Source organism: Ruegeria arenilitoris (assembly GCF_013030265.1).
Lineage (GTDB): Bacteria > Pseudomonadota > Alphaproteobacteria > Rhodobacterales > Rhodobacteraceae > Ruegeria > Ruegeria arenilitoris_E.
The window spans coordinates 29,501-55,757 of record NZ_WPZQ01000008.1 but is presented as its reverse complement, the minus strand read 5'-3'; the positions used below and the strand labels follow the sequence as shown (position 1 = coordinate 55,757).

Annotated in this window: 33 protein-coding genes; 23 read left to right on the top strand and 10 right to left on the bottom strand. The window is 54.0% G+C overall.

What is annotated here, in order from left to right; translation table 11 throughout:
* Positions 1-5: 5 nt before the first annotated feature.
* Positions 6-1,748 carry an amidohydrolase gene (locus GOX61_RS15060; protein WP_170335042.1) on the bottom strand — a complete coding sequence of 581 codons (1,743 nt, stop codon included), beginning with the start codon at positions 1,746-1,748 and terminating at the stop codon, positions 6-8.
* Between the two features lie 158 nt (positions 1,749-1,906).
* Here GOX61_RS15060 and GOX61_RS15055 point away from each other — a divergent pair, with 158 nt between their 5' ends.
* The 5 genes from GOX61_RS15055 (at position 1,907) to GOX61_RS15035 (ending at position 6,512) form a co-directional block, all read left to right on the top strand.
* The gene (locus tag GOX61_RS15055) at positions 1,907-2,851 is read left to right on the top strand and encodes a helix-turn-helix domain-containing protein (RefSeq protein ID WP_170335040.1); all 945 of its coding nucleotides are present in this window, start codon (positions 1,907-1,909) and stop codon (positions 2,849-2,851) included.
* A 305-nt stretch (positions 2,852-3,156) separates the two neighbouring features.
* Positions 3,157-3,708 carry a GNAT family N-acetyltransferase gene (locus tag GOX61_RS15050; RefSeq protein ID WP_254436888.1) on the top strand — a complete coding sequence of 184 codons (552 nt, stop codon included), beginning with the start codon at positions 3,157-3,159 and terminating at the stop codon, positions 3,706-3,708.
* 1,654 nt (positions 3,709-5,362) lie between these two features.
* On the top strand, positions 5,363-5,500 hold the full coding sequence (locus tag GOX61_RS15045) for a hypothetical protein (RefSeq protein ID WP_170335038.1): 138 nt from the start codon (positions 5,363-5,365) through the stop codon (positions 5,498-5,500).
* Complete coding sequence (locus GOX61_RS15040) at positions 5,500-6,189, top strand: hypothetical protein (protein WP_170335036.1); 690 nt, start codon at positions 5,500-5,502, stop codon at positions 6,187-6,189. Before GOX61_RS15045 ends, GOX61_RS15040 begins: the two co-directional genes overlap by 1 nt.
* A gap of 74 nt (positions 6,190-6,263) precedes the next feature.
* Complete coding sequence (locus GOX61_RS15035) at positions 6,264-6,512, top strand: ParB N-terminal domain-containing protein (RefSeq protein WP_170335034.1); 249 nt, start codon at positions 6,264-6,266, stop codon at positions 6,510-6,512.
* Here GOX61_RS15035 and GOX61_RS15030 read toward each other — a convergent pair.
* The 8 genes from GOX61_RS15030 to GOX61_RS14995 form a co-directional block, all read right to left on the bottom strand.
* Entirely contained in the window at positions 6,504-7,493 is a 990-nt protein-coding gene (locus GOX61_RS15030; RefSeq protein ID WP_367646975.1) for a fatty acid desaturase, read from the bottom strand. The two genes, GOX61_RS15035 and GOX61_RS15030, sit on opposite strands and share 9 nt — an antisense overlap.
* A 96-nt stretch (positions 7,494-7,589) precedes the next feature.
* Positions 7,590-7,796: a cold-shock protein gene (locus tag GOX61_RS15025; protein ID WP_170335032.1), complete on the bottom strand. Its 207-nt coding sequence runs from the start codon at positions 7,794-7,796 to the stop codon at positions 7,590-7,592.
* Between the two features lie 438 nt (positions 7,797-8,234).
* Positions 8,235-8,474, bottom strand: coding sequence for a hypothetical protein (locus GOX61_RS15020; RefSeq protein ID WP_170335030.1), 240 nt, complete (start codon positions 8,472-8,474; stop codon positions 8,235-8,237).
* The gene (locus tag GOX61_RS15015; RefSeq protein WP_170335028.1) at positions 8,471-9,151 is read right to left on the bottom strand and encodes a hypothetical protein; all 681 of its coding nucleotides are present in this window, start codon (positions 9,149-9,151) and stop codon (positions 8,471-8,473) included. Before GOX61_RS15015 ends, GOX61_RS15020 begins: the two co-directional genes overlap by 4 nt.
* On the bottom strand, positions 9,151-9,438 hold the full coding sequence (locus tag GOX61_RS15010) for a hypothetical protein (protein ID WP_170335026.1): 288 nt from the start codon (positions 9,436-9,438) through the stop codon (positions 9,151-9,153). The genes GOX61_RS15015 and GOX61_RS15010 overlap by 1 nt, the downstream gene beginning before the upstream one ends.
* Before the next feature lie 373 nt (positions 9,439-9,811).
* Entirely contained in the window at positions 9,812-10,114 is a 303-nt protein-coding gene (locus GOX61_RS15005) for a hypothetical protein (RefSeq protein WP_170335024.1), read from the bottom strand.
* A gap of 891 nt (positions 10,115-11,005) precedes the next feature.
* Positions 11,006-11,671, bottom strand: coding sequence for a helix-turn-helix domain-containing protein (locus tag GOX61_RS15000; RefSeq protein WP_170335022.1), 666 nt, complete (start codon positions 11,669-11,671; stop codon positions 11,006-11,008).
* A 330-nt stretch (positions 11,672-12,001) separates the two neighbouring features.
* Positions 12,002-12,262: a helix-turn-helix transcriptional regulator gene (locus tag GOX61_RS14995; protein ID WP_254436886.1), complete on the bottom strand. Its 261-nt coding sequence runs from the start codon at positions 12,260-12,262 to the stop codon at positions 12,002-12,004.
* An 86-nt stretch (positions 12,263-12,348) separates the two neighbouring features.
* Between GOX61_RS14995 and GOX61_RS14990 the strand changes: the two genes are divergently transcribed.
* From GOX61_RS14990 to nusG, 8 genes are all read left to right on the top strand, one after another.
* Entirely contained in the window at positions 12,349-12,588 is a 240-nt protein-coding gene (locus tag GOX61_RS14990) for a hypothetical protein (RefSeq protein WP_170335018.1), read from the top strand.
* 109 nt (positions 12,589-12,697) lie between these two features.
* On the top strand, positions 12,698-13,162 hold the full coding sequence (locus tag GOX61_RS14985; protein ID WP_170335016.1) for a hypothetical protein: 465 nt from the start codon (positions 12,698-12,700) through the stop codon (positions 13,160-13,162).
* A 33-nt stretch (positions 13,163-13,195) separates the two neighbouring features.
* Complete coding sequence (locus tag GOX61_RS14980; RefSeq protein WP_170335014.1) at positions 13,196-13,723, top strand: DUF1937 family protein; 528 nt, start codon at positions 13,196-13,198, stop codon at positions 13,721-13,723.
* Positions 13,720-14,007 (top strand): hypothetical protein, encoded by a 288-nt coding sequence (locus tag GOX61_RS14975; protein ID WP_170335012.1) that lies wholly within the window; start codon positions 13,720-13,722, stop codon positions 14,005-14,007. Before GOX61_RS14980 ends, GOX61_RS14975 begins: the two co-directional genes overlap by 4 nt.
* Positions 14,007-14,489, top strand: coding sequence for a hypothetical protein (locus GOX61_RS14970; RefSeq protein WP_170335010.1), 483 nt, complete (start codon positions 14,007-14,009; stop codon positions 14,487-14,489). The genes GOX61_RS14975 and GOX61_RS14970 overlap by 1 nt, the downstream gene beginning before the upstream one ends.
* Positions 14,486-15,103 carry a hypothetical protein gene (locus GOX61_RS14965; RefSeq protein WP_170335008.1) on the top strand — a complete coding sequence of 206 codons (618 nt, stop codon included), beginning with the start codon at positions 14,486-14,488 and terminating at the stop codon, positions 15,101-15,103. Before GOX61_RS14970 ends, GOX61_RS14965 begins: the two co-directional genes overlap by 4 nt.
* Positions 15,104-15,322: 219 nt before the next feature.
* Complete coding sequence (locus GOX61_RS14960; RefSeq protein WP_170335006.1) at positions 15,323-15,916, top strand: hypothetical protein; 594 nt, start codon at positions 15,323-15,325, stop codon at positions 15,914-15,916.
* Positions 15,916-16,563 carry a transcription termination/antitermination protein NusG gene (nusG, locus tag GOX61_RS14955; protein WP_170335004.1) on the top strand — a complete coding sequence of 216 codons (648 nt, stop codon included), beginning with the start codon at positions 15,916-15,918 and terminating at the stop codon, positions 16,561-16,563. The genes GOX61_RS14960 and nusG overlap by 1 nt, the downstream gene beginning before the upstream one ends.
* 247 nt (positions 16,564-16,810) lie before the next feature.
* Here the strand turns inward: nusG and GOX61_RS14950 are convergent, their stop codons facing one another.
* Positions 16,811-17,491: a hypothetical protein gene (locus tag GOX61_RS14950; protein ID WP_170335002.1), complete on the bottom strand. Its 681-nt coding sequence runs from the start codon at positions 17,489-17,491 to the stop codon at positions 16,811-16,813.
* 191 nt (positions 17,492-17,682) lie between these two features.
* On the opposite strand from GOX61_RS14950, the gene GOX61_RS14945 reads away from it, so the two are divergent.
* From GOX61_RS14945 to GOX61_RS14900, 10 genes are all read left to right on the top strand, one after another.
* Positions 17,683-18,300: a hypothetical protein gene (locus GOX61_RS14945; RefSeq protein WP_170335001.1), complete on the top strand. Its 618-nt coding sequence runs from the start codon at positions 17,683-17,685 to the stop codon at positions 18,298-18,300.
* Positions 18,300-20,327 (top strand): phage terminase large subunit family protein, encoded by a 2,028-nt coding sequence (locus tag GOX61_RS14940; RefSeq protein WP_170334999.1) that lies wholly within the window; start codon positions 18,300-18,302, stop codon positions 20,325-20,327. The genes GOX61_RS14945 and GOX61_RS14940 overlap by 1 nt, the downstream gene beginning before the upstream one ends.
* Positions 20,317-20,529 carry a gpW family head-tail joining protein gene (gene gpW, locus GOX61_RS14935; protein WP_170334997.1) on the top strand — a complete coding sequence of 71 codons (213 nt, stop codon included), beginning with the start codon at positions 20,317-20,319 and terminating at the stop codon, positions 20,527-20,529. The genes GOX61_RS14940 and gpW overlap by 11 nt, the downstream gene beginning before the upstream one ends.
* Positions 20,526-22,124 carry a phage portal protein gene (locus GOX61_RS14930; protein ID WP_254436885.1) on the top strand — a complete coding sequence of 533 codons (1,599 nt, stop codon included), beginning with the start codon at positions 20,526-20,528 and terminating at the stop codon, positions 22,122-22,124. The genes gpW and GOX61_RS14930 overlap by 4 nt, the downstream gene beginning before the upstream one ends.
* A 4-nt stretch (positions 22,125-22,128) precedes the next feature.
* Entirely contained in the window at positions 22,129-23,520 is a 1,392-nt protein-coding gene (locus GOX61_RS14925; protein ID WP_170334995.1) for a S49 family peptidase, read from the top strand.
* Positions 23,521-23,576: 56 nt separating this feature from the next.
* Complete coding sequence (locus GOX61_RS14920) at positions 23,577-23,945, top strand: head decoration protein (RefSeq protein ID WP_170334993.1); 369 nt, start codon at positions 23,577-23,579, stop codon at positions 23,943-23,945.
* Between the two features lie 61 nt (positions 23,946-24,006).
* On the top strand, positions 24,007-25,035 hold the full coding sequence (locus GOX61_RS14915; protein WP_170334991.1) for a major capsid protein: 1,029 nt from the start codon (positions 24,007-24,009) through the stop codon (positions 25,033-25,035).
* Positions 25,036-25,122: 87 nt separating this feature from the next.
* Entirely contained in the window at positions 25,123-25,314 is a 192-nt protein-coding gene (locus GOX61_RS14910) for a hypothetical protein (protein WP_170334989.1), read from the top strand.
* Positions 25,314-25,616 carry a head-tail joining protein gene (locus GOX61_RS14905; RefSeq protein WP_170334987.1) on the top strand — a complete coding sequence of 101 codons (303 nt, stop codon included), beginning with the start codon at positions 25,314-25,316 and terminating at the stop codon, positions 25,614-25,616. The genes GOX61_RS14910 and GOX61_RS14905 overlap by 1 nt, the downstream gene beginning before the upstream one ends.
* 1 nt (position 25,617) lies before the next feature.
* Complete coding sequence (locus GOX61_RS14900) at positions 25,618-26,256, top strand: DUF6441 family protein (protein WP_170334985.1); 639 nt, start codon at positions 25,618-25,620, stop codon at positions 26,254-26,256.
* The last annotated feature ends 1 nt before the right edge of the window (position 26,257 follow it).

Below are 26,257 nucleotides of genomic sequence, written 5' to 3'. Positions count from 1 at the left end.
TGAAGTCAAATACCGTCCCGATGCGTGAAGCGCCCATCCATAAGCGTGCCCAACACCCTTATGTCCGAGATTTCACGCGGTTCGACGGCAGTTATGTCCTGATCGAGAACAACAAGGTCGGCATATTTTCCCACTTCGATGGAGCCTATTTTGTCCTCCATCGCTTGCTGCGCGGCAGGATAGATCGTGACTGCTTTCAAAGACTCTTCCAATGAGGCCGGTTTGCGGGACAACGGGAACGGCTTGCTGTCCGGATTCAGTGGGTCCTGCAAAGTCATCGCAATCTCAACATTTAGTAGCGGACCAATCAGATCAATCGGCGAGGATGGCACGTCCGAAGATATCGATACGTTGTGTCCGAGTGCCATCAGCGAGGAATAGCGGGCAAAAATCGCCTCGACCTTTGCACGACCCAACAAGTCCAATGCGTTAACATCTTGGTTTTCCCAATCAACGTGGAAAATAGGCGTCGTATTTACCATGATGTCATTCTCAATGACTGTTTCATGGTCTTGATCTGATACCCAAAAGTAGTGATGCAATAGATTGTTGGGAACGTCATAACCAGCGCCGCGCGCGGTCATGATCGCGTCCACCGTATTACGCACTGTTTGTGATCCATCCACGTGAGTGCCCACCGGAAGCCCGTTCTGATTAGCATGCAGATAGACCGAAGTTATCATTGGGCCTTCAATGGCAGCCGCACCGCGCGTTGCAGACCCATCGGCGTAATCGTCCAGCATCCAGGCCGTCTTTGAACTCCAGTTCCCTTCTGGATGGATTTTGATGCCCCAGATGCGCAGCATGTCGCTGTCGTATTGCTCGCGTAACTCAAGTGTGTGTTCTACTATTTCGTCAGCAGTGGCGGTCGGGTCCTTGAACCCCGTCGCAACAAAGGTTCGGATCGTTAGCTCACCGTTCTTTTCCAGTTCATGTAGGTGGGCCAGCGCGAGTTTCTCGTCATCTTTCACAAGAGACAGATCGGTAACTGTCGGCATAGCCATCAGAGGCACGTGTACCGCTGTGATTCCGGTTTTAACGGCCTGATCGTAGAGATTTTTCTGGATGTCAGGAATTTCACCTGCTGGATCCCATGCGCCTGCATTTCGAAAGGCCGCAGCCCACTGGAACTCAATCCCGATTCCGGTCTGATTGCCTTCCGAGTCACGCTGCCAGAACATAACGCCCGGCACCTGATCCTCTTCGTCGGGGCTGACCTGACCCGCTTCAAAGGCTTTGGAGTTCATCCAAACATCGTGGATTGTGAAGTCGAGGATAAAGGCCGGACGGTCAGAAACCACCGAATCCAAATCTTCTTTTGTAGGCCAACCACCATAAGCCACTTGATTGAACCCATATCCAAGGATCAACTCCTCGTCAGGGTTTGCATCGGCGTACTCCTTGATTGCCGCCAAGGCCTCATCAAGCGTTTCTATTCCGAACAGACTTACACCGCGCGACGTCCAACCCGATGCAACGATGTGATCGTGACCTGACACAAAGCCCGGCAACAGGGTATCCCCGCCCAAGTCCAGAACTTCGGTATTGTCACCTATCAGAGGCTCTGCTCCCGCGACATCGCCAACATAGGTTATCTGGTTGCCCGTGACGGCAACGGCCTGCGCGGTCGGCGCATCGTCATTCATGGTAAGAACAGAAGCGTTGGTAAAGACCAGATCGGCGGCCTGCGCGTACAGAGCAGTTGACGATACCAATAGCGCAGCAAGGGAAAGTGTCAGTTTTTTCATGAGGCACTCCGAGGACATTGACAGGTTTTCTGTGTTCGAGATCGATAGTGTAACCTGAGTTTGTGACTGGCTATCCGAATCGTGCAAACTATTATGAATAATTGAAGTTCAATGTGCTGCTGCCAGAGCCGGTCGCAGTAAGGGTTAACTGAGGCGCTATGTTACTGTCCAAGAAAATACGTTCAGTGGATCACCTGCCTGATTACACTGGCGTCCAACTCGAAGCGCTCGCTCTCTCTCCACAAGGTCCGAAGCTGAATTGGCGCATGGCCCAACACAATGGTTTTAGCCTTTATTGCGAGGAATATTTTTCGCGTATTCGTTTCCAAGAAGTTCAACACGGCGACACAGTCTTCCTCGGTTTAGTCTTGCCCAACGGCGAACCGGTTCGATTTCAGGGAACTCTATATGAGGATCCGTTTCTTGTGTTCTGGCAAGGGCAAGAGCCAACAGAGTATGACTACGTGGCCGAAGCTGGCACTCAGATATACCTGCTGGAAGTTCCGTGGCTACAGGTCGAGAAGCGTGGATGGGCAACATTTGAAACACCCATCCGCATTACTAGATCTGGCCGTCTGAATGCTTTTGTTCAGCGCATTGAAATGTGTCTTTGCCACAAACAAACTACCGTGGATGCGGAAGATGCTTGGATGTTGAATGACGTTCTCGAGAACCTCGAAAACTTGGCAGGTGAATTTCTTTACTGTGCCGAACCACAAATGCCCGCAGAAAAAGCGAGCCATAGTCAGTGGAAGATCGTTTTGGCGGCAGAAGAGTTTTTTTCAGAAAACCCGGCTGGCACAAAACTAACGGTTCAAGAACTGTGTCGCGAACTCGTGGTATCCAGGCGTTCACTCTTTCTGGCCTTTGAAAAACAGCTTGGTGTTGGCCCAAGCAAGTTCCAATCGATTGTCCAGCTACACCGGCTAAGGTCGCTTCTGCTGGGATGCACCTATGAGAAAGGTGTCGTTTCGAAACTCATCGGCGAAGCCGGTTTTAGTCATCTGGGCCGGACGTCAGTTGCCTACCGTCAATTCTTCGGTGAGACGCCGATGGAAACGGCGAGTCGACCAAAAAACGGTTCGGCTGCAGGGGATTCGTAAGACGAGAGTCCGCTTGGGCTCATGGCGGCCATTCGCCGCGTCCTAGCTTAGTGTCTATTATGGGCTCACTGCAGCCGTTCTCTGCGGTGAGACAGAACAGTCCTTTGAGCCCGGAGCTGCCGTTGATCCTCTTTCCGCCTTTCGCACATGCAGCGGACCGCAAACGCGCGAAAGCGGACGTTCAAGTTCAAGTATCTGATTGTTGGTGAGCGGACAAACTGACCTTTCGCCGTAAATGCGCAAGCATCCGCTTCCGATTTGCCTTCATCAATGCCCAAACATAGGATAGTGCAGCCACTATCAAGATGAGGCTGATGAAGGTGAGAAATCACAGTTCTCTGGTCGAACTTCGCGACCCTGTAGATGCAGATGCATTGGTACATTTCTCCTATGCTCCAAGCGCCGAAATTGTTCGCATGTATGGCGGTGAAACAGACAACCTGCCGAAACCCGATATGGAACGATCAAAACGTTGGCTTGAGTGGCTGCGTGACCACCCGTATTCCAAGATTATCGTCAATGGGGGTGAGCCAGTCGGGCAAGTTAGGCTGCACAGTTTAGACAAACCGGACAAACGTGCGCGCCTTGCAATAGGGCTTCTTGGTGAAGCCCATCTTGGGCGCGGCATTGGGCGCGAAGCTATTACCCAAACCCTCGACCATGCCTTTGCAGAAATGGGACTACATCGCGTAGACTTGCGAGTCTTATCGTACAACAAGCGCGCAATTCGCTGTTATCTGTCATGTGGTTTTGTTCATGAAGGAACAGAACGAGAAGCAGCTTGGGTAAGCGGTGCGTGGCATGATGATTGGATAATGGGGATTCTTGCGCACGAGCATAGTGAGCGTAGCAATTGAACAAGTCTTGGTTTGCGCTCTGACATTGTAAGCGGCCATTCGTTCGAACCACGGCACCTCGCACTATGGGCTCAAAACGGTCGTTTTCTGCGGCAAGCATAGACAGGCAGGATGAGCCCTTAGCGGTCATTGCCTCGCAATTGGGCTGCTGCAGTTGCATTGGGCAGCTCGCAGCCCAAAACGGACATTCACAATTAGACTTTGCAATTCCCGAGAAGCGTAACAGATCAACCATTTGCTCGCGCTGCTAGTGCTTGCACAGCATCAGTTCGCAGGAGCGGCACGAATGTCTCTGCGTTGCTGCTGATGGCGTCAGGCCAGTCATTCATAGCCACGAGGAAACCTTGATCACGTACCGCTCTTTCGCCGCACCCAGGCCTGACAAGAGCGATGCGGAATAAAGCTGGTATTCGCTGCTGGTCCGGCCTCAAAATCTCTATAACGACAGATTAATGCCAGATAATTTCTTTCGGTGGTTCACCAGGCAACTTGGTCACCGGCAGTTTCAAATACTACTAGCCTTAGCGGTGCTACCATTGCGACGAGGGAAACTTCCTTGACTCTATGCTGGCTAAGAACCACAAAAGTGTATTGGTGAAATTTACTCGTCGCCGCGATGCTGCCGGTTACGATAATCCAATAGCCTTCAGACTAACTGTAGCATGTGCCCCAGCATAGGAACGGGTTTCGCTGGGGTCTTCGCTATGAGCTCGTTCCTCGCAAGCATTTGAAACTGTCACCCGACATGCACCAGTCATCGCGTGACCCATGAAAGAAGGCGCCGTATGAACAGCACATGGCTCATAAATTGCGTGCTTGATGACTGATAGATCAGGTCTCAGGCTCCGTTTCAATCAGTCATTCATCGTGTTTACGCGCTGCATTCTTTGTTTGATCCCGGCACTCTTGGTGTTGCTCTCAGGAACGCAGCTTCCTGCTCAAATCGCAGGCACTGTCGATGGATCGGTTTGTGACGAAGGTTTCGAAAACAAGAACGGATCCTGCCAAAGAACAGACTTTCCAGAAAACGCATATTTGACGGGTAGCTCCTTTGGTAGCGGCTGGGAATGCAATCACGGTTTTCAGAATGTCGGAGAACTCTGTGAGGAAATAAGGGTTCCTGAAAATGCCTATCTTGCATCAACCGGAGATAAGTGGGAGTGCAATCGGCTGTTCCAGCGTGTCGGGGAAGAGTGCCAAGAACTGATTGCACCTCAAAATGGATACGTCGAATCTCGGTTTGGCGTGCAGGAAATACACTGCAACTGGGGATTTCGTAAAGAGAACCAGGATTGTATTGCAATACAAGTCCCAAAAAACGGTCGTCTGAGCGACAAAAAAAGCTCGGATGGTTGGGTATGCCTAAGGGGTTACAGGGCAGCGGAGAGCGGCTGCGAGCCCGTGGCTGTTCCGAAGCATGCATATCTTGCCCCTGAGACTTATTCCGGGTGGAAATGCGAACGTGGTTTTCGCGCCAACCGGCACAGGTGCGTTGCGATCCTTGTCCCTTCAAATGCTCACTTAAATCGTAGGGGTGATGGTTGGGAATGCAATCGGCCGTTCACACGACAGAACGATACGTGCACCGAAAATGTGCCGCGACAATAGGTTGGTGGAAATCAATAGTGCCCGACATATCCAGAAGGACTAAGCCGTGAACCATAACTCGATTGATGAAAACCTGGGTAAAAGCATCAAAGCCGAAAAGGCTCGTCGCCGGTCCTACGGGATTAAAGTATCTGTGGCGTCGGCGGTGTTTGTTGCGGTGATTATTGTAGTGGTGTTTCTCTGATGCGTAAAAATACCCCTCAAGTAACCCTCCCGGACTCAAAGATGTCAGCTCATGGTCTGGAACAAAGAGCATTTCAGGACCGCAGCGTTCGTAAGACGCGGAACGCTGACGTATCAGGTGTGGTTGAAGTGGAGTTTGGGAAGTACTTGATTAAAGCTGGCATTCTGAGCGGTAACAGCGTTGCGCGCGCATTCCCCAAGCCACCAGCGAAAACGCAGGCAATGATTGCCGATGCAGTCGGCGAAACACCGGCATTGGCCATTGAAGCCTTAAAAGAAATTCTCGAAGAACGAGACAGGAAGCGTAGCGGTCAACGCCGCTTGGAGGGAAACTCCGGCACCCTCATTCCCAGTGAAAGAGAATATGCCGAGGCATTGCGCCAGATCAGGTTCTCCCCTGCGCAGCTCACAATGCTCAAAGCACTTACAATTGCTGGCAAGGAGGGTCTGACTATTGGCCACCTGTCTCAGGCGGCCGGGTACAAATCACGCGAAGCGTCCATCAAGGTCTTTAAGAAAATCGGACTATTGATTGCGGAGTATCTAGAGCTCGAACTTCCCGAAGCCGGATCGGCACAGAATGATGGAGCCGCGCAGGTCCTGGCATTTTCTCACATCGAAAGTGACGATGAGCCAGCAACTTGGATTATGCATAAGGAATTGCGCGACGCTGTTCGTTCGGTTCTATGACGTGCGTTATAGCGCCTGCTTTTGAAGCGAACTCCAAACCGAGATAAATGCAAGAAAGGTTGCACACATAGCTTATGTTGGAAAAACGATCATATCCGCTAGAATTGATCTATGTACCTGTTAAACGTGCAAAAACACTTGATCAGCAAAAAGTCCTGACGTTGGCCGAAGATATCCTGAAGAACGGCCAGAAGACCCCGATCCAGATACGCACTGACAACAAAAGGTTCGTGCTGATTGAAGGCCTTCACCGATTAGAGGCCATTCGCGCCTTAGGTGGTGATACTGTCGAAGCCTTTTTGGTGCGCGCTAGATTACACTAAACTTTTGTTGGGATTGGCGTTCGACAAAGCCTGAGAAAACGTCATCAAGCGCTGACTTTCTTCATCCCAAAGATGCAATCGTGCGCAATGAAAGCTCTCATATAGAGTAATACGCTGGCAATTTTCCAACTCGGAATGGTCACGCAAAACCTCGTTTAGCCGATAAAACGGTATGCGGCTGGCAAGGTGATGAACATGGTGCACACCAATATTGGCAGAGAACCACCGAAGGATGCCTGGCAGGGCATAGTGAGAACTTCCATAGAATGCGGCGTTCTGAAGATTCCACACTTCTTCCCGCTCCCAGGTCGTGTGTTCAAACTGGTGTTGAATATAGAATAGCCAAATACCAATCGAGGCGGCGACGATCATGGTTGGCAGGAATACAAAAACCAGTACATCTAGGCCTCCGGTCCAAAAAATCAGAGCCAGGACCACCGCAATCGCGGCGTTTGTTCCCATTGCACTTACCCAATACAGCCAGCCTGACCGCATGAAACCAAAGGGCAAGCGATTTTGAAGAAAGAACGTGTAGACCGGTACGATACAGAACAGGAAGAAGGGGTTCCGGATTAATTTGTAAGCGGCACGACCGGCCCACTTTCGTTTCAGGTATTCCTCTACAGTCAACGTAGGGATATCGCCCATCCCGCGCCGATCAAGGTTGCCGGTTGAGGCGTGGTGAAACGCATGGCTTTGCCGCCAGACGTCATAAGGTGTGAGGGCGAGAACACCCAGGACCCGGCCTGTCCAATTGCAAACGGCGCGATTTCTAAAGAAAGATCCGTGACCACAATCATGCATGATGATGAAGAGACGCACCAGAAATGCGGCGTTCAGGATGGCCAGTAGAACAGCGACCCAGACACTAAAAGATAACGCAAACCACGCTGCGCCCCATAGCGCGAAAAAGGGGATGACAGTGACTGTCAGTTCAAAAACGCTACGCTTCGTATCGGGCACACGGTATTGCGCGAGCACCCGGGTCAATTCCTGCTGTTGCAACTGACTTGTTCTCCAACGGCTCTTAGGAACCCTCTGAGCAAACGGGCACCCCAGAAGGGTGCCCAAAAGAGGTCAAGCGAGTGCTAGGTTGGCGGCGCTGTCGCGTCCGTCACGGCCAGCTTCGATGTCGAAGGTAACCTTCTGGCCATCCTTCAATTCGCTGATGCCGGAACGTTCAAGTGCTGAGATATGCACGAACACATCGCGCTTGCCATCTTCAGGCTCGATAAAGCCAAAACCTTTGGTCGAATTGAACCATTTTACTGTGCCATTTGCCATGGTGAAGGTCTCCTAATACTTGCCGCCCGCATCATTGCGGCGACTCGGCGTGGTCGGTCTGAATCGAAAGACTGAACGCCGAATTGAGGAGACAGCAGGTCGAAAAAGAAAAACGTAAGCCTTGTGTATATGGGCTTCGAATACCCACGATACAAGCCTTGGTGCTTTGGAGGACAACAGTGGATCAGAGGCTGTCCGGCTTAGAAGCAGGCAAGTAGAGGTGAGAATGTTGCTATTCGATCCAAACTTAAAGGCGGCTTGGGTCAGTGGCTCAGAAGACTAACGACCACTTTTAGGAATTTATCCTGCTACATACGAGATAGCGATAAGCGTCCGTTTTGGCGCCTTAGCGAGACTTTGCAAAGTCCGGTTTCTGCGCAAAACGGCCGTTTGTGGCCACTGGTACTGCGCATGCAGCGAAAGTCCGGAAGGTGGCCGTTATAGTCTCACCATTCGGGTTTTACCTTCTGTTTTGGTTTCAACTGTACCGTTAGCGATCCAGCGGTTGATTGTGGATTCAGATTTCCCGTGTCGAGCGGCGTAGTCCTTGATGGTTACCCATTCCTGCTCAGGCTGAATGCGGGCGCAACGGACTTCGCGGCGGAGTTCCTGCACTTCAGCTATGAGGGTTTGGAGCGCCGTGGCATCGACTGCGATCAATTGCTGCGTGTTGCTCATACCGCCAGCCTCTTCATTGCATAGTCGCCCCATTGCTGCGCGGCTGCCTCGGCAAAGCCGTCGAACGTTTCGCTGCGGATTTTGGCGCGGTTGGGGCCGGGTGGCGTTCGCCAGATTGAACCCCATTGTTTGTATTCGTCGGTGCCGCGTTTCGGCGGTGTCAGCATGTTGGTAGGCGTCAGTTCAGGCAGGCCCCGCAAATGCAGACCGGTCTTTTTGAAAGCGGGATCTCCAAACCAGTATGGCTGCACGAACTGTGGGACTGGAATGTCCGGCATCCGTTCTTTGGCCCACTTGTGCATTTCCGGGTTTTCGATAGCTACATGGGGGCAGGGAGCGTTCATGCAGTCTACGAACAGATCGCATGCTTCTTCGAACTCTTTGATCAAGTCAGCCCACGTCCGTCCCTTTGGCAGCACCTTAGGGTGTGTTTTGTCGGGACCGTACAGCCAACGCTGACCGGCGCGACACAGGCGCGTGCAAGGCGGGTGGCAAACAATCATCAAATCCCAGCCCATGTACATCACATCGCGCACATCGCCGATGATGTGATTGTTGGCGTTGTCGTCGGCTGGTTCGAGGTCGCAGGACCATGCGTCAAAGCCACGGCGGATCAATGCGCGGCGTAGCTTTCCGCTGCGTTCACATGCTGCTAATGCGCGCGGGCTTCTGAACATCAGCCGCACTCCGTTTCGAATTGAGAACGTAAATTTGCGATTTCCTCGTTCTCGTCGCGATGCACGATGATGAACACCCATGGTTCGTTGCGAGACAGGGTGGCCTGCCTTAGCGCTTCTGCCTGGCGTCGGAAACCGAGCCAGGACCAATCAATGCCAAAGACCGTTCCGGTACCGGACGCGTGCAGATACTCACCGGTTTCGGGGTTGCGGAGCCGGACCATGTCGCGAGCCAACATCTGATCAAGCGCGCGCCGGCGTATGTCTGCGTAACCGACAATGTTCATGTTCCACCTTTGATCAACTTGAGTGCAGGAATTGGGTGCGGGCGAGGGTCATGGGATGGGGAGGAGCCTCGCCCGCTATCTGCGCCATGGGGTGTGGCGCGAGATCTGTCTCCGTGGAGGATGGAAATGCCGGGGCAGTCCGGCCGGGTGGTGCCATCTGGGCAACCACAGGTGGGCCAGCGTGGGCAGAAGAATGAATCCGGTTTCAGTTCAGCCATTCGTATTCCCCCAGAAAAGCGGGGCGCGCAGGTGGATTGGTGTTCCGTGAGTGTGACCTGCGCGCCCCGGCGGCCTGCTCGGTAGGCCACTTGTGTTCGGGTGCCCGAAAAAGGCGGCCGGGGAAGGCGGTACGCTCCCCGGCCAGTTGCCGCCATTATCGAGGCAGGCGGTTCGGGAATGTCGGGTTCTTCAAGATGAGAGGGTCGGGTCCAGTGTGGCCAAGTTCGGACGCGCGCTGCCTTACTGCGTCGCGAATACGTTTCAGGCGACATTCGCTCGCGGTGTTGGATGGGTTTTCGTGTGCCACACCGACGCGGTCCATGCGTTCCAGGGACAAAGGTCGCCCCGTGAATTCCTTGGCGGTGATCCAAACGCTGCTTGTCAGCGCAGGTGGGTGTTCTGGTTTTGGGTTGGCAATGACTTTCGCCAGAGTTTTGAACTGATCAGCCTTGGTCATAACCCTCTCCGTATGCAGTGATTGTAGAAACGATAAGTACGCAAATTGCATAGGTCAAGAAATAAAATACGCAAATTGCATATCATGCTAATGAATGCTCCACCCTGATCAACGCAGTTCTTTGGAATCACAGCCCTAGAGCTAGTAGCGATGGGGGATGGCTATTCGATTGCGATGCGATACGATACGGCTGGGCAGTGATTGAATAAGCCTAAGAGCACCACGGACCACAGGGCTTTATTAAGTGTCGAAAGATCAATTCGATATCGCGCGGGCGCTAGCGCTCCGTTCCGATCGTTTGGCAGAAAAAGGCTTTTGCCTGGACGTCACTCACGACTTTGATCACGTTTCCGGGTTCCTAAGGGCATTGGGCAAGGGTTACCAGACGCCAACGCTTTCGCATCAATGGAATGACTACACACCAGAAACTAGTTTTTGGATGACAATATCGTGTGGTCAGCAGCCTTTAGGCGCTATCGGTGTAAAAAGAGAAATCCTTGGTCGTGAGCCAGTCTCCAAGTATTGGAAGCGCGTTTTTCAAAGGCACTATGGATCAAGTTCCAAAGGTGATGTCATAGTCAGCGTTTCCAATTTGGTAGATCAGAAGTTGGGTGGTGATCTTGCATACTTTGGGGACTTACATATCAGCAATGATGTACGCAGAGCCAAGGTGATAGATCATTTTGGACATGCGGCCCTCTTTCATTCAGCGATCGCCTGGGGCTGCGCGTCCTACTACGCATTCATAAAAGAAAGAGACCTCGTACGAGGTTTGGGAGTCCGTCTCGGTTTGATGTCTTGCATAAAGAACGCTCAGGTCTGGTCAGATCCGCCTCCGGAAACGCGAGGAAACCATGAAGCGTGCTGCCACTCGTCTCTTTTAGACGTTGTTCACTTGGCTCGCTTGGATACTGGGCAGGCATAGATTCCAACGGCAGGTTCGCCAAGAAAATCGTTAACGGGAAACAACACTCTTTTGTATTTTAACAAGCTGTACTCAGGTTGACCGTGGATCTTAGCCGACAATTCCTCAATTGAGATTAAGCAAGTTCCCCTCGCGGCAACGCCATACGATGCGATTAGCTTTCTGCGCGCATTCTCGGGGAAATTGTCCACCGCGTTTTGTAACGCATCTGGATTTGCAACGGATAACACAGAAGCGGCGAAACTCTGATCTCCCATGTGTAGTAGAGACAGAGAGGTGGCGTCATCGGGTGGAACCGCATAGATAAGTATATGTTCTTTCAAAGCTTCAAAGCCATCCTCGTCTAGTCCGCCTGCAACATAATCCGTAATCTCGTCTATTGTTGGAGTAGAACTAAAAGACATCTGAGACAGCACATCTGTGGGTGCAATGTTCAAAAAGGAACACAACCGTTGAAGCCTAGAGTACCCGATATCGTTTTTATCCCGGAATAGTCTTGATAGGTAGCCGCGACTGTTTCCGGTCTCAACAGAAGCTTGACCAAGACTTATTCCGCGCTCTTCGCATCGCGTCATAACTTCTCTTTCCAGCCAATTTATTAGCCGTACTGTCTGACCGTCAGATTTCGGCATAGTAAATTTTCGACAGTTTTTGGATCATTTTGACATAAGCCATATTGCTGGTGTTGAAATCTACTAAGGGTTGAATGGGTTTTGTGTTTCGGTGCCTGATCGGCTCCACTTTATCGAGTTTGCTCATTCGCCCGGTTACATTAGTAACTTTGCTTACAGGATGTCGGGGATAGCATTATGATATTGAATGATAGGCATCATCGTGAACGACAAAAAAAGAGCAGTCCGCGTGGGGTCGGGCCGACGTAGTAAACTTGATCTTTTGAAAGAGGCGAGGCTGCAATCTGGTCTGCCTTTAGATTTTTGGGCAGATCTAACAGAAGGGTTAGATCAAAGCTCTCTGGAGATTCTGGTAGGAAGGTCTTCGATCTTTCCGAAATACATAAATTCTAGAGGTAGATCGTAGGTCTTCCTGAGTTTCTTGGCTGCAATCAGTGAGAGTTCACGTTTTGCGTTCTCAAACGGGCCATAGGTCTGCTCAGACATGCCTGCTCTCTCTGCAAACTCCTTTTTGCTGAGGTCAAGTATCTCACGCACTCGGCGCAATCGCGCGGCGACCGCTTCCATCTTATCTTCTTCTTCCTGAAGCATACGCAAAAGGTACATAAATCCTTTATTCTCCACACTGAGCAAATTGCGTATTTACTGACTACGCAATTTGCGTATTATCGCGACCCATGGCACAGGATCAAAGCTTCACAGATGTTGACGAGTTTCTGGCTCATGTGGGCCGGAAAGAATTTCAAAACGAGACGGGAAAAAGCACCCAATTAGTTCAGCGGGCCAAAGTTGATGGCGTATTTCCGGACAGTTGGTTTTGGTTGGTCAAGCCATTCTGCGATAGTCGTTCTATTGGAGTTCCCGAGCATCTTTTTCGCGGCAAAGCGAAGTTGTTGAAGACTGAGACTGCTGAATGATGGCCGCTTTGCAAATTCTCTGGTGCTCAAAGTTCCTGTCTCAAACATGTGGCCAATCCTGCAACACTAAGCGCGTCGGCACACGGAAAATCCCTGGAAAGATTTTGACATGAGAAACATGCGGCCTGACTCGATACAGGAGGCTGTGCGTGCCTCAATAACTGCCGCCGGTGGGTTGGAAGCGGCCAGCAATGATCTCGGCTTGTCGGTCACCACGCTATCACGTGCCTCCGGCACCGACGATGACCGTCCGGGTGGGTTGGGTGTAAACTATCTGCATACGCTCGGGCGTGTTGTTCCGGCGTCAGCAGCTTCGATAGCCCAGCATTTCGCGCGATTGCACGGTGGTGTCTATGTGCCTCCGTTCAAAGACGGTCCCATGTCGTCGAACATCAACACGCTGACGCGTGAGTTTTCCGACGTGCTGAACGCATACACCAAGGCCCATTCAGAGGAATCCGAAAACCCAAACGATTTCACCCCCGCAGAGGCCAGAACGACAGCGCGGGAGGCGATTGAGCTGGCGCAGCACGCGTTAGCGTTCGCCTCGGCGTTGGAAGAGAAGTTCAAATGAGTGCGTTGCCCATATCTGAAGGGCGGGCAACGTATGCTTGAAACAACGCCTCCAATTCGCCGCAACTGGAAATCAGCCGCGTTGGCTGAGTTTGAAGATTCCGCGCTGTTGCGGCGCGATGCGACCATGGCTGATCTGGTGTCGCGTAGCCGGTCCCGGCTTTGCTATCTTGCCACTCCCTACACAAAGCTCGCTCAGCATTCAGATGGCGGGTTTTGCCCTACAAAATCTGTCGAGGCATCGGTCAAAGCCGCGCGTTGGTCGCGCCTTTTGGCTTTGGAGGGCGTCACAGCAGTGTCCCCGATCGTCCAAGCCGTCGAGATGATCAATGCCGACATCATCAATCAGCAGTTGGACCCTTTAGATGAAAAGTTCTGGGAGTTGTGGTGTCGCCCGTTGTTGCGCGCCTCGGCGGTTGTGATCGTGCCGCCCATTCCCGGCTGGGATCAGAGCGAAGGTGTCTGGCATGAGGTCCGGCAAGCGTTGCTATCGCAAGTCCAGGTCATTCTGATCAAGCCGGGTCAGGACCGGGATTCCTCTATCTATTTGGGGGTGTCATGAGTTCACATAGCCCGAAGTCCCGAAACCGGCATCCGGATCCAGTCACCTTTGAGCGCGAGCAGTTTCGGGTCGGTCATGTCCTGTTCGAGATCTGTGATCATCCCAGCGGCGGTGCGACCTTCGCGCTGATTGCCGGGGCGGCGACCGAAGAGAAGTTCAAGCGGCCCTTGTTCACTGGTTTTGTTCATCGCGGCATGGGAACCGCCTTGCGGCGTCTGGCGCATCGCTTTGATGAGATTGAGGCAGGCCTTCCGCTTGCTGATCATCAGCGGGAGGCAAGCTGATGGGGCGGCGGATTTATCGTGATATCGAGATCGATGGCGTCATCTACCCAAATGTGAATGCAGTCGCCAAAGCCAAGGGCGTGAAGCCTGACACAGTTCGGGTCGCGCTGCGTAAGGGCACCGCGCATCGGATCGGCGTTGGGACTGGTGGCGTTGAGCCGATGTCGGTTCGCATTCACGGGCGTGTCTTTGCAGATGCCAAGGCTGCTGCAAAGCACTGCGGAATAACCGTCGGGGGCATCTATGAAGCCATCCGGTGCGGTCGGGAAGATCGAGTAGGCTTGCCGCTATTCCAGACCTCTGCAAACGCCAAGCCTTTTACCATCGGCACTCTCACGTTTCCCAGTATGCGGGCCGCGAGCCTGGCGCTGGGATTCGAGCGCGGCGAATACATCTCGAAGGTTCTCAAGCAGAAGTCCGTGCGCGGTCAGCAGCGTATTTTGAAGGCGGCCATGGAGTATGCCGAAAGGAAATCCCCATGAGCGAAACAGCAAGATCGGTTCAGCTGGTTGATACTGATGAGTTGGATATCTATCCGATTTCAGCCTGCGACCGGCTGGATTCTCATTACTTCTTTCAATGGAACCTGAAACGCTGGCGGGCAAGTACGTTTCGACGCAAGGCTGACCCTGATGTGGGATGGTACGGCTTCCAACTGTTCTGCATCGCGCAGGATGAGACGCCTATCGGCACCCTACCTGATGATGATGAGCAATTGGCCTACGAGCTGCGCTTGCCGCTGGAAGAGTGGCGCAAGCTGATGAAGCGGGCCATCACGCCCCTGCACAACTGGCATCGCGTCAAGTGTGACAATGGAGAAATCCGATTGGCTCATCCTGTGGTTACAGAGGTTGCTGAAAAGGCACTTGAGTCCAAGCGCACCAATTTGGCGAAGAACGCCGACGAACGCATGCGCAAGCGGCTGGATACGATCAGTCGCAACCTGGCAGCGAACATTCCGGGCGGTGCGCGAGTGGCCAAAAATGATGAGTTGGTCAACCGTATCAGCGACTGGATAGCGCAAGCCTATCCGGGAGGCAGCGCCACCGTGAAGCGCATTCAAGAGGCTTGGGAAGCGCTTTCCCAGTCCTCTTAGAAACCGTGTGAAAAGTTCCAGCGGAAGATTTGAAAAAAACTGCGGAGGATTTGGGAAGTTTTGCGGAAGGTTTTGGAAGTTTTGATTTTTACCAAAAACCGAGCCGCTGAAAGGAGAAGAGAAAGAAATGAAAAAGAAAAGAAATTGCCGATCCGCGCCCAAAACCAAGCGCTGAGGTTGTGGATAATTGGGGATTTGCTGAGAAAAGGAGCAGGGGCGATGGATGCAAAAGAACAGGCAGCAGGCGAGAAACGAGTAAGGCAGTTGCTAATTGAGCCCCTGACCGCGAGGGGTTTGAAGAAGCCAAAGGGGTTCACAAGTCAGGCAGACTTTGACGCGATGGTGAACAAGACGCTGTGCCCGAAGCTGGCATATATGTCTGACCTTAATCTGGGGGCTTTGGAGGATCAGATCGCTGCGCATCCGGAGGGCAGGGACCGGGATCAGATGCCTATCCCCAACAAGATACTGGCCTTTGCGGCTGACATTCAGGAACCAGGTGATGAGGCCTCACCTTTAATGTTGGCAGTCTTTGCCGCGCAATTGGGTCAGGATGCATTGGCCTCGGATTGGGCACCCGAACTGCGGCGTTTCCTCAAGAAGAAGAGGAAGTGGCCCAAAGCTGACGAAGTTGCCTTGATCAAGCAGGAGGCACAATCTGCTCTTCGCCGTTTGCATGACATTCAGCAGCGGGAGGCGTCTGATCGGGTGGTGATGACTGAGGAGCTGAATTGGCGTGATATGCGCTCGGCGGCAAAGCACAAATGCGAAGAAATCAGGGCATTGGCTCTAGCTGAGAGGTCGGAGGCATGATGCAGGTACAGGTCAAACCGCGTTTGGTCGACTGGTACGCTGTCCGGGTAAAGCCACCTCACAATACCGGACGGCGGACAGTGGTGCTGGGTGCCGAATATGAACAGTATCGCAGCCGATCGGGGCATATCTGCAAACGCCGCATCAAGGGCACGGGGCATCGAGAACATTTGCCTAAATTGTTACTGGAGCGGGCCGGTTTCGAAGTGTTCCTGCCACTTCGTAAGGAATGGCGGCGTGTGAATCGGGTTACGCAAGAGAAGCACCTGGTTACCTTTCCGCTGTTGGCCGATTGGGTCTTTGTAGGGTGGAACCCGGATCAACCGCGTTGGGCTGATTTGATGGCATTGGATATCGTGGTCGGTGCGCTTGGTACCAACGGCATTCCTGCCCGGATACCTGATCGCAGGATCATGCAGATGATGCGGGCGTGGGGCGGCGGCAAAGTAGCTCCAGAACATCAAAGATGGATGCGAACCCACGCTGAGTTTGATGTGGGTGATTTGGTACGCGTAGCCGCTGGATCATGGGAAGGGTTCGAGATGAATGTGGTTGAGATGTCTGGCTCTGTTGCCAAAGGTATCATCTCGCTTTTGGGTCGGGAAACAGAGCTTGAAATGCCTGCGGATTGGCTTGAGCGGGTGTAGCTGTGGTTGCGGCCTGTCTCTGCCAGATGTTGACAGGTCGCAAATACTGCTGATACCGAGTCGAATTAGGATGATCCAAAGCGGTCCCTGCCAATGAGGTAACACGAAGCCAGTGCTTCGGAAGGGCAACACCGCGGACCCGTAGACCGGCGATCAGGCAAGAGCCACCACGCCAGTCACAGTGCTACGCATATATGAAATACTAGGTCGACATACCTTCAGGGCGTGAACTTGGATTTGTATGGCATCACCAAATGCGAATGGTTTCCCGAGTAACATCAGGGTGGTCTACCAGAGCGACATGGATGAGGGGAAACTCAATAGGCACGTAGTTACCGTGCATCGCGCCTAGCACTGTGTGCACCTCATCCACGTTGCACTTAAAACCAAGATACATCGAGTTGACAGTCTTTGCGTACCGGTTGCGCGGTTCTAGATCTTGCGCGCCATTCTGGTGGAGTTTCTTTAGCAGTTTTCCACTCGGGCGCGTCGGATCAGGTGTTGCGCCTGGGTGCGCATTTAGGAGCAGGAGAACCGCGCGATACAGTTCTTTGTTCCAAGCTGACATGGCTGGTGCTTGCTGAGCATGGTTCTGTTGCCCTCCCGGCGCTCCTGCGTTGTCAGCAACACCATGATGGTCGTTGTTTTCGAATGGGTCAAAGCAAGGCCCCAGTATTGGAGGCAGCCCAGCCTGGTTCAGAAGCGATGTCGCTCCACCGCAGCCCATCGTCCGTACGATCGAATATTGGGGATCGTCATGTGAGGTCAATTCTATGCCGACTATTTCGTCGGTGAGCTCTCCATAGACTCCCTGCTCATTGGTTCCGATGACTTTGGTGCGATAAAGTACGGACGGCTGAAAGTCCCGCAGTACATCATCTCTGTAGGCGTCGCCGCGTTTCCATCTCTTCTTTTCACCGGGTTTCATTGCGACCTCTGATTTCTGCTTTTCCTGCGCATATCAAGGTGATGGATTGATGAATGCAAGACGAAACTCTGCGTCGACGGACAGAACAGAACTAAAGGGTCCTTCCCAGCCGTTGGTAAGTATACGGGGCGGCGAGGGGCATACGTTTTGATCTCCTTAACCTTTACGAAAGCCTTAACAACCGACTTAACATGGACCATGTGACAGGCGCCGAACTTGCCAGACAGCTTAACCTTTCGCGCGTTCGCATCACTCAGTACGTCAAAGAGGGCAAGCTGGATGGATGTTATGAGGGTGCGGGCCGACAGCGTCGGTTCGATCTCAGAAAGTCGGCTGCAGCGCTGGGAAAGAACCTTGATCTTGGGCAAAGTCTGGGCAACGGGGCAAAGACGCAGGAAGCGCTTACGAGCATCGGCGAGGCAGGTCCTGCAAAACTCAATTCCGGGGCAGGGGCCGAACGACTGCCACCGAACGATGATGATGGCTACAGACTGGCCCGGGCGCAGAAGGCGGTTGAGGAAGCCCGCAAGATGCGTCGGCAGAACGCTGAGGAAGAAGGTACTTTCGTTCTCGCCTCTGACGTAGCGCTCGAAACAAAGAAGCTGCTTCGCAAAGAGATCGCGGAGTTCGAAAGCGTCCTGAAGGATGGGGCGCGACAGATTGCTGATGAACTGGGTGTGGACTTTAAACAGGTTCGGGCGATCCTGCGTAAGAAGTGGCGCGAACACCAAGGCCGGCGCAGCAAGATACTGAGCCAGCAGGCCGATCAGGCCGAAATGTCAGAAGCCGAACTGAAGGCTGATGTCTGATGGGGTTCCTGACTTCTTCCGAGGCGGTCGTGGCCTCGGCATTGTCCGAAGCGATCGCTCCGGCACCACCGCCCGACATTACGCGTTGGTGCGAGGAAAATATTGAATTTGACGAACGGTCTCCGATGCCGGGTCCGTTCAATATCGATCGGTTTCCCTTTCTGAGGGAGATTCATGAGGTTCTGTCTCCGGAGCATCCATGCCGCGAAGTCTCGCTGCTCGGATCTGCGCAGTGGGGCAAGACTGTGTCGGTCATCAATCCGACGCTGGGTGCCTGGCATGAATACACGGCACTGGACAGTCTTGTGGTTCATCCAACTTCATCCGCAAAGGACGAGTGGGTAAACACCAAGTGGAACCCGATGCGGCGGCAAGCGCCCAGCCTGCGAAAGATTTTCGGTGTCGGAACCAACGGAAACAACAGGGACAACACAAAAGACCAGGACACGCTGGACCTGAGTGGTTCCCTTCGGATCGTTTCGGCTGGATCTCCGGCGGATCTGACGGGAACGACGCGACGATTGGTCATCATGGACGACCTCGCCAAGTTCGACATGACGGACAAGGGCGATCCGGAAGAACTGGCGGAAAGCCGGGCGGAAGGATTCGAAGACGCCAAAATACTTCGGGTCTCCACACCGCTGATCAAAGGCACCTGCCGGATTACGCGCGCATATGATCGCAGCGACCAGCGGCTTTACGATGTGCCTTGCCCGCATTGCGGCAACATGGCGCCACTGACATGGGAGAACTTCCGGGAGAACATCGATCCCGAGCGATTGGCGGCGGCGTGTTTTCGGTGTGATGCATGCCACGAGCTGATCAAGCACAGCTACAAGGAGCAAATCGTTCTCAAAGGCCGTTGGAGGGCGACCAATCCGAATGGCGATCACCCCGGGTTTTTTCTGTGGCGAGCCTATGCGCCACAGCGAGACTGGGCCTCGATCGCGTATCGGTATGCCAGGGTCATGGGTTGGACCCGGATCAAAACCAGCAATACCACGGCCGAGGAAGTTCAGAAGTCGGTTGAAGCGGAAACCGAACAGACGTTCCACAACGATGTTCTTGGTCTGGCCTATGAACAGGCCAACGATGCGCCGGATTGGGAAGCGCTTCGGGATCGAACCGAAAAAGCGGATGAAGGGGCAGACAGCGGCGAGTTCGGCATTCGGCCACTGTCTCCGGGTGTCCTTCCTGCATCAGGTGTTCTGTTTACCGCCGGCGTCGATTGTCAGGATGACCGGACAGAGGTGCACCTGAAGGCCTTTGGCAGAAACCGGAAGCGGTGGACTGTCGACTACAAGATCATTCCTCACCACATCGGGTCAGAGGAATGCCGGGCGGCGCTCAATGCCATGCTCAAACAGGAATGGCGGACGGAGCTGGGCTACGGCATCAAACTGGATGCGCTTGCCATCGATGGTGGCACCTATACCGATGATGTCTGGAGTTGGGCCAAAACCCATCCATGGTCCCGGGTGATCATCATGAAAGGGGGCTCGACTCAGAACGGACCTCTGATGGTGCCGATGAAGTTCGAGCGTCGGAATGACGGAAAGGCAAAACGGCGTCAGAAGCGGGCGTTCATTCTGAATGTCTCACTAATGAAAGGTCAGTTCTATACCTGGGTTCGCCAGGAGGACCCTGAAGAGCGGGGTTATTGCCAGTTCGCGCGTGGGCTTGGTGATGAATACTATCGCCAGATCACCTCCGAGGTTCGGATTCTGACACGCCAAAGATCCGGGGTGATGACGGCGAAATGGGACCTGGTTGAGCCGACCCGAAGAAACGAAGCTCTTGATACGGAGCTGTATGCCGAAGCCGCGGCCCGCCGAAAGGGTTGGGCGTCACTGACTGATGATCAATGGGATGAGTTGGAGGCCGAACGCGGTCAACCTGCGCCGGATATGCAGGGTGATTTGTTCGATGCTGCTGTCAGTGTTGTGCCGCCCGCCGATGAACACGCCGACGATGATGAACTCCCCAAACGCAAACTTTCGCAGGTGATTGCTGGCCATGCCGACTGAAACCGAAACACGGATTGCTGAAGCAGAGGCAGCTCTGCACAAGCTGCTGCTTGGAACGAAGGTGGTGAAGGTTGAATATGACGGGGCCACGACCGAATTCCAGCGGGCAAACATCACTGAACTACGCCGGTACATCAGGAGCCTGAAGCGCAGCCTGCCTGATGCTGCATCCGGTGCCGCCTCCAGGAAAGTGACATTTTGAAACAATCCTATCCAAAGGTTCGCCCCGGATCTGTCCGCCTGAAGACCTCAGCAATGCGGGACGCGGGTTTTAACGGAACTGCGCCCTACATCGCTGGTGACGCTGGCGTTGATACCATGCAAGGGTTTCAGCCATCTGTTCTTGCCCCAGACGCAGAGATTGGTCCAGGCCGGGAGCGCATCACGGCCCGCACTCGGGATCTGGTCCGTAACAATGGCTGGGCAGCGGGGGCGGTTTCCAAAGAGGTTGACGCCATCATCGGTGCCAATTTCCGTCCGCTTTGCAAGCCCGACTGGCGCGCTCTTGGTCTGGATCCGGATTGGGCGAAGGAATTCAAAGAGGTGCTTGAGGCGCGCTGGAGAAACTATGCAGATGATCCGCGGAAGCTGGCTGATACGACGCGAGCGCAGACAGTATCCCAGATGTTCGGGACCGCATACCGGGGCTATATGCTGGAAGGTGAAGCGCTCGGTGTCATTAACTGGCGGGTTCGTCGGCAAACCCATACAACGCTGCGTCTCGTTGATCCGGATCTGTTATCGAATCCGCAAAATGTTGGGGACACGCATCGTCGGCGCGGCGGTGTTGATCTGACGTCATACGGGGCAGCGTCGGCCTATAATTTCAGGCAAGGTCATCCCAACACCACCTGGTCGGATATTGATGGGTTTCGTTGGAAACGAATTCGCCGGGAAGGGCGGAATGGTCGCCCACAAGTGATCCATTTCTTTGATAAGTTGCGGGACGGTCAGACCCGGGGCGTATCGCGGCTGGCTCCAATCGTAGAGAAACTGCGGATGGAGGACCACTATTCGAAGGTTGAGTTGCAGGCAGCGGTGATCAATGCGGTTCTGGCCGCTTTCATCAAATCGCCGATGGGCCCCGATGCTGTTGATGAAATCTTCGGGGACGGGGATTCCAAGAACATTCTTGCGATGCAGTCGGATCGGGCTGACTTCTACAACGAGAACAAGATCCGTCTGGGTGGTTCTCGGGTCACGATGCTCTATCCCAATGATGAAATCGGGATGGTGCAGACCTCGCGGCCCGCGGCACAATTCGCAGATTTCGAGGCGGCCGTGCTCCGGCATATCGCAAGCGGTCTCGGGATCTCGTATGAGCAGTTGGCGAGCGATTGGTCGAAAACCAATTATTCCAGCGCGCGTGCTGCCATGATTGAGATATGGCGTGGCTGGACGGCTCGGCGGATTTCTTTCGCTCAGGGCTTTTGCCAGTTGTACTTCATGGCCTGGCTGGAAGAGCAGATCATGGATGGGCATGTGCCGTTGCCATCGTCTGCACCTGATTTCTATGAGAACTGGACCGCCTATGCGCGGGCGAAGTGGATCGGACCCGGGAAAGGGTTTGTTGATCCGGTCAAAGAGGCTCAGGCTGCGGCCATGCGCGTGGCACTGGGAATGTCCACGCTGGAAGAAGAGGCCGCCGAGCTTACCGGCACGGATTTTGCCGACAATATCGAACAGATCAAACGCGAAATCAGCGTTCTACCAGAAGGTACGTTGCACCCCATGCAGGAGAGCTTTGCCAAACTCATCGGGCATAACGGTGGTCCTGACCTGAACCCTGAGGACTGACTCCATGAATTATCCGGAAATTGTGCAGCGTGTGTTTCACGCGCCGCTTCTTGCTGCGCCGGCGAAAGCTGCGGCCTTTGTAAAGGGATTGGGCCCACGCCTGTTGAGCGCGGACCAGGTTCAGATCGGGGGCGTGGATGCAGGCAGTGATCCGAAACCATCAGCCAAGCCTTATGCATCTTTGCTCGATGAACGGCTGGGAGGTGAGATCCGGGCAGGGCGCCGGGATGCCTTCCGAATGCTCGACGGTGTCGCTGTAATCCCAATTACAGGAACACTGATCCATCGGGGTGCTTGGATTGGCAGCTACTCCGGCGAAACGTCTTATGAAGGGATCGCGGCCCAGATCGACGCTGCGCTGGAAAACCGTTCGGTACGGGCGATTGCATTGGAGATCGACAGCCATGGCGGTGAGGTCGCCGGGTGTTTTGACCTGGCTGATCGAATCCGAAAGGCCAATGAGCAAAAGCCTGTTTGGTCCTTTGTTTGTGATTATGCATTCTCGGCCGCATATGCACTGGCATCACAGGCTGAGCATGTGGTCATGCCGCGCGCCGGTGGCGTCGGTTCGATCGGCGTCATTTGCCTGCATGCAGACTTCAGCACCCAGCTTAAAGAGATGGGTGTGCAGGTGACGGTGATTTCGGCCGGCGAACATAAGGCCGATGGCAACCCTTACGAACCACTCCCGGATGATGTGCGCGACAGCCTGAAAGCGGAAATGGAAACGCTGCGCCAGATCTTTGCAGACACTGTCGGCGAGGGTCGCGGGGAGGCATTTGATGCGCAGGCAGCTCTGGATACGCAGGCTCGCTGTTTCATCGGCGCGGATGCGGTGGAGCAGGGTCTTGCAGATGAAGTCGCCAACCCTCGGGAGGCGTTCGAGCGTTTCGTCGCTCAAATCAATGGGCAGCAATTCAACCTGCCTGGCATGGAAGCCAATAGAGGAAAGTACCCCATGAACACGAAATCCAAGAAAGACCAGAACGCAGAAACAGAAGACACCACACCTGAAGACGAAAATCAGGAAACCGAAGAGCAGCAAGCTGAAGTGCAGGGTAACGAACAGGAACCTGACAAAGACAAAGAAATGGCTTCGGCGTCGAAGTCGAATTCCAGCCCGGCACCCAGCGCTTCGGACGAGCGCAAACGCATCGCCGCCATCATGAACTGTGATGAGGCTGCGGGGCGCGAAGATCTGGCCAAAAGCCTGGCCTTTAACAGCGACATGAGCGCGGAGGAGGCCAAGGTGCATCTCGCCGCCGCGCCGAAGACGTCCTCCAAAGGGTCGCTGAGCGAAAACATGGATCAGGATGAAACAGACCTGGACATGCCAGCCGGTGCGAATGCTCCGGAAAACCCGGTCAAGGCGGCGCAAAAAAAGCGCTGGAACTGACCACCGGGACGGAGCGTCCCAAACCCTTTAACTGAACCCTGAATGGGAGAAACCCCATGACTACTTTGACAGAAGGCAAAACGCCTGGCGACTTCCTGTTGTTCGAAGAGAACAGCCAGTATAGCCGGGATCTTGTCACCATCGGATCAGGCGCCAATCTGGAACCCGGTACGGTTCTCGGCCAGATCACCGCAACCAAGAAGTTCGTGGCGAGTGTTGAGACAGCCAATGACGGATCGGAAGTAGCCGTCGCCGTGCTGCGGACACCTGCACCTGCAGAAAACCAGGACGTTGAGGCCGTTATTCAGGCGCGTCACACCACGGTTCGTCGCGGCGGCCTGACGTGGCACTCGTCCTACGACAATGAAGCCAAGCGGGATGCAGCCGTCGCTGAACTGAAACAGCAAGGCATCATCGCCAACTGATCACCCCCAATCCAACCCAACGTCTGACTGACGTTGAGCTAACTTTAGAAGGAGCCGTTTCATGGCCCATATGAGTATTTTCCAGAACGACGCGTTTCGGGCCATGGAGTTGTCCGAAGCCGTGCGCGAAATCCCCAACCAGTGGGGAGACCTGGGCGAGGAAGGCCTGTTTGCACCGAAGTCTATCCGCGGTGTCAGCTTCTCGATCGAAAAGCATCACGGGCATCTGCAGTTGGTTGAATCTTCTGCGCGGGGCACATCGTTGCCGGGGCAGGCGCGCGGGAAACGCAAGCTGCGTGATTTCCGTACCGAGCGTTTTGGCCTTAAGTCTCGGATCACTGCCGATGACGTGGACGGCATTCGCGCTTTTGGTTCCGAAACCGAGCTGAAACAGGTTGCGGGTGAGGTTGCCGAACGTCAGGGCGAGCTGCGCGGCAGCACCGATGTGACCCGCGAATATCTACGTGCCGGCGCGATCCAGGGACAGGTCAAAGATGCGGACGGTTCGGTCCTGGTAGATCTGTTTACTGAATTCGGGATCACTCAGAAAGTTGTAGACTTTGCGCTTGCTACATCAAGTACTGATCTCATGGCAAAATGCCGCGAAGTGACACGCCACATCAAAACCAACCTGAAGGGCGATGTCTCCCGCGGGGTGAGGGCGCGCATGCATCCGACATTCACTGACAAGTTGATGGGGCATGACGATTTTAAGGAGCGCTACAAGTTCTTCCAGAACACAAACGGTGGTGATCCGTTGCGTGACGACACATCCGATGGCTTCTCATTTGGCGGCATCCTCTGGAAAGAATACCTGGCAGAGGCGGATGTCCCACAGGAAGATGGATCGAGCGTGACCCGCTCGTTCATTCCGGATGGCGATGTGCGGTTTTATCCGATGGGAACGCGGACCACGTTCCGTCAGTTCAACGGATCGGCCGACTATATGGGCATGGTCAACCAGCCCGGGCAGGAGTTCTATTCGAACGTGTTCCCGGATCGTCAGGAAGACCGGTTTGTTGATGTTGAAGTCATGATGCAGACCATTCCGATGAGCATGCGACCCGGAGTTCTGGTTCGCGGCCATTAACCCCAACTGACTGTACGGGATGAACCCGTTCTGAACACCGGCGCCACCAGCAGGTGGCGCCATTTCTTCTTTCAGGAGTATTGAAACATGGGTCAGAAATCTGGCGTTCTTGTAAAAGTGACCGAAGAATTCTCGTACCGGATTGACCGCAGCAGCATCCGCACTCTGCCAGCGGGTTGGAGTGGTTCGATCCCGGCAGATGCAGCGAAGAAGCTGAAATCCGAGAAAAAGGGCACGATCGTATCTGAAAAGAACTCGGCCAATACCTCGGACGACTGATGTTTGAGGCTCAACTCTGCATCGACGCCACCTTTGAGGCACTTGGCGTCGAAGCAATTCTGAACCCGTATTCCAAACCTACGCCCGTCCTGATGTTGCCATCGGAAGGGGATGAGGTGCGCGAATTCAATGGTTCGGGTTTTATCGAAGAAACCGGTATCTACGAGATCCGGGCAAAAGATTTTGAAGGCTGGTCAGACGGTCTGACGTTTGAGGTCGGGGGAGTGATGCGCGAGGTCACGTCTCATGAATACCGGGACCCACGCAGACTGAAGGTCGTTCTGAAGACTGTGCCGGTGTGATATGAAATTCGACTTCGGGGTCATAGAAGACCCGGAAACGGTCCTGCTCAAGGAGTTGCGGAAAGGCGAACGCGCCGTCACCAAAGGGGTACGGGCCGCGGGCCGGGGTCTCAAGACCGACTGGCGAAGCCAAATCAAAGGGGCAGGGCTCGGCACCCGGTTGGGCAAGACAATCCGCCAGGTGACCTTTCCGGGCCACACAGACAGCCTGTCCGCGGCTTCTCTGGTCTTCAGTAGGGCGGCAAAGATTGTGGACGCGCATGATCGCGGCGCATTGGTTCGCTCTAGAGATGGGTTCTGGCTGGCCATCCCGATTGCAGAAGTTGCGCGTATGCGCGGACCCCGGAACAAGCCGATCACGCCACATATGTGGGAGCAGAGAACCGGCAAGAAGCTGCGGTTTGTGTATCGTCGCGGGAAACCCGGCCTGTTGGTAACAGACGGCGAATTGCTGGACCGCAAGCAATACGACCCGGTGTCCTGGCGAGGGTCGAAGCGGAAACGTCGGTCTAAAGTGACCAAACCGATCTTTGTGCTGATCCCGCAGGTGAAACTGAGAAAACGCCTCGACCTCGATCGAGCGGCACGGAAGTGGCACAACCAGTTGCCAGAGCTGATTGTCGCCAATTGGAGAAACTAGG

Coding starts and splice junctions, on each gene's coding strand:
- GOX61_RS15060 (WP_170335042.1), bottom strand. CDS start 1,748: ATGAAAAAACTGACACTTTCCCTTGCTGCGCTATTGGTATCGTCAACT.
- GOX61_RS15055 (WP_170335040.1), top strand. CDS start 1,907: ATGTTACTGTCCAAGAAAATACGTTCAGTGGATCACCTGCCTGATTAC.
- GOX61_RS15050 (WP_254436888.1), top strand. CDS start 3,157: ATGAGGCTGATGAAGGTGAGAAATCACAGTTCTCTGGTCGAACTTCGC.
- GOX61_RS15040 (WP_170335036.1), top strand. CDS start 5,500: ATGCGTAAAAATACCCCTCAAGTAACCCTCCCGGACTCAAAGATGTCA.
- GOX61_RS15035 (WP_170335034.1), top strand. CDS start 6,264: ATGTTGGAAAAACGATCATATCCGCTAGAATTGATCTATGTACCTGTT.
- GOX61_RS15025 (WP_170335032.1), bottom strand. CDS start 7,796: ATGGCAAATGGCACAGTAAAATGGTTCAATTCGACCAAAGGTTTTGGC.
- GOX61_RS15020 (WP_170335030.1), bottom strand. CDS start 8,474: ATGAGCAACACGCAGCAATTGATCGCAGTCGATGCCACGGCGCTCCAA.
- GOX61_RS15015 (WP_170335028.1), bottom strand. CDS start 9,151: ATGTTCAGAAGCCCGCGCGCATTAGCAGCATGTGAACGCAGCGGAAAG.
- GOX61_RS15010 (WP_170335026.1), bottom strand. CDS start 9,438: ATGAACATTGTCGGTTACGCAGACATACGCCGGCGCGCGCTTGATCAG.
- GOX61_RS15005 (WP_170335024.1), bottom strand. CDS start 10,114: ATGACCAAGGCTGATCAGTTCAAAACTCTGGCGAAAGTCATTGCCAAC.
- GOX61_RS15000 (WP_170335022.1), bottom strand. CDS start 11,671: ATGCCGAAATCTGACGGTCAGACAGTACGGCTAATAAATTGGCTGGAA.
- GOX61_RS14995 (WP_254436886.1), bottom strand. CDS start 12,262: ATGCTTCAGGAAGAAGAAGATAAGATGGAAGCGGTCGCCGCGCGATTG.
- GOX61_RS14990 (WP_170335018.1), top strand. CDS start 12,349: ATGGCACAGGATCAAAGCTTCACAGATGTTGACGAGTTTCTGGCTCAT.
- GOX61_RS14985 (WP_170335016.1), top strand. CDS start 12,698: ATGAGAAACATGCGGCCTGACTCGATACAGGAGGCTGTGCGTGCCTCA.
- GOX61_RS14980 (WP_170335014.1), top strand. CDS start 13,196: ATGCTTGAAACAACGCCTCCAATTCGCCGCAACTGGAAATCAGCCGCG.
- GOX61_RS14975 (WP_170335012.1), top strand. CDS start 13,720: ATGAGTTCACATAGCCCGAAGTCCCGAAACCGGCATCCGGATCCAGTC.
- GOX61_RS14970 (WP_170335010.1), top strand. CDS start 14,007: ATGGGGCGGCGGATTTATCGTGATATCGAGATCGATGGCGTCATCTAC.
- GOX61_RS14965 (WP_170335008.1), top strand. CDS start 14,486: ATGAGCGAAACAGCAAGATCGGTTCAGCTGGTTGATACTGATGAGTTG.
- GOX61_RS14960 (WP_170335006.1), top strand. CDS start 15,323: ATGGATGCAAAAGAACAGGCAGCAGGCGAGAAACGAGTAAGGCAGTTG.
- nusG (WP_170335004.1), top strand. CDS start 15,916: ATGCAGGTACAGGTCAAACCGCGTTTGGTCGACTGGTACGCTGTCCGG.
- GOX61_RS14950 (WP_170335002.1), bottom strand. CDS start 17,491: ATGAAACCCGGTGAAAAGAAGAGATGGAAACGCGGCGACGCCTACAGA.
- GOX61_RS14945 (WP_170335001.1), top strand. CDS start 17,683: ATGGACCATGTGACAGGCGCCGAACTTGCCAGACAGCTTAACCTTTCG.
- GOX61_RS14940 (WP_170334999.1), top strand. CDS start 18,300: ATGGGGTTCCTGACTTCTTCCGAGGCGGTCGTGGCCTCGGCATTGTCC.
- gpW (WP_170334997.1), top strand. CDS start 20,317: ATGCCGACTGAAACCGAAACACGGATTGCTGAAGCAGAGGCAGCTCTG.
- GOX61_RS14925 (WP_170334995.1), top strand. CDS start 22,129: ATGAATTATCCGGAAATTGTGCAGCGTGTGTTTCACGCGCCGCTTCTT.
- GOX61_RS14920 (WP_170334993.1), top strand. CDS start 23,577: ATGACTACTTTGACAGAAGGCAAAACGCCTGGCGACTTCCTGTTGTTC.
- GOX61_RS14915 (WP_170334991.1), top strand. CDS start 24,007: ATGGCCCATATGAGTATTTTCCAGAACGACGCGTTTCGGGCCATGGAG.
- GOX61_RS14910 (WP_170334989.1), top strand. CDS start 25,123: ATGGGTCAGAAATCTGGCGTTCTTGTAAAAGTGACCGAAGAATTCTCG.
- GOX61_RS14905 (WP_170334987.1), top strand. CDS start 25,314: ATGTTTGAGGCTCAACTCTGCATCGACGCCACCTTTGAGGCACTTGGC.
- GOX61_RS14900 (WP_170334985.1), top strand. CDS start 25,618: ATGAAATTCGACTTCGGGGTCATAGAAGACCCGGAAACGGTCCTGCTC.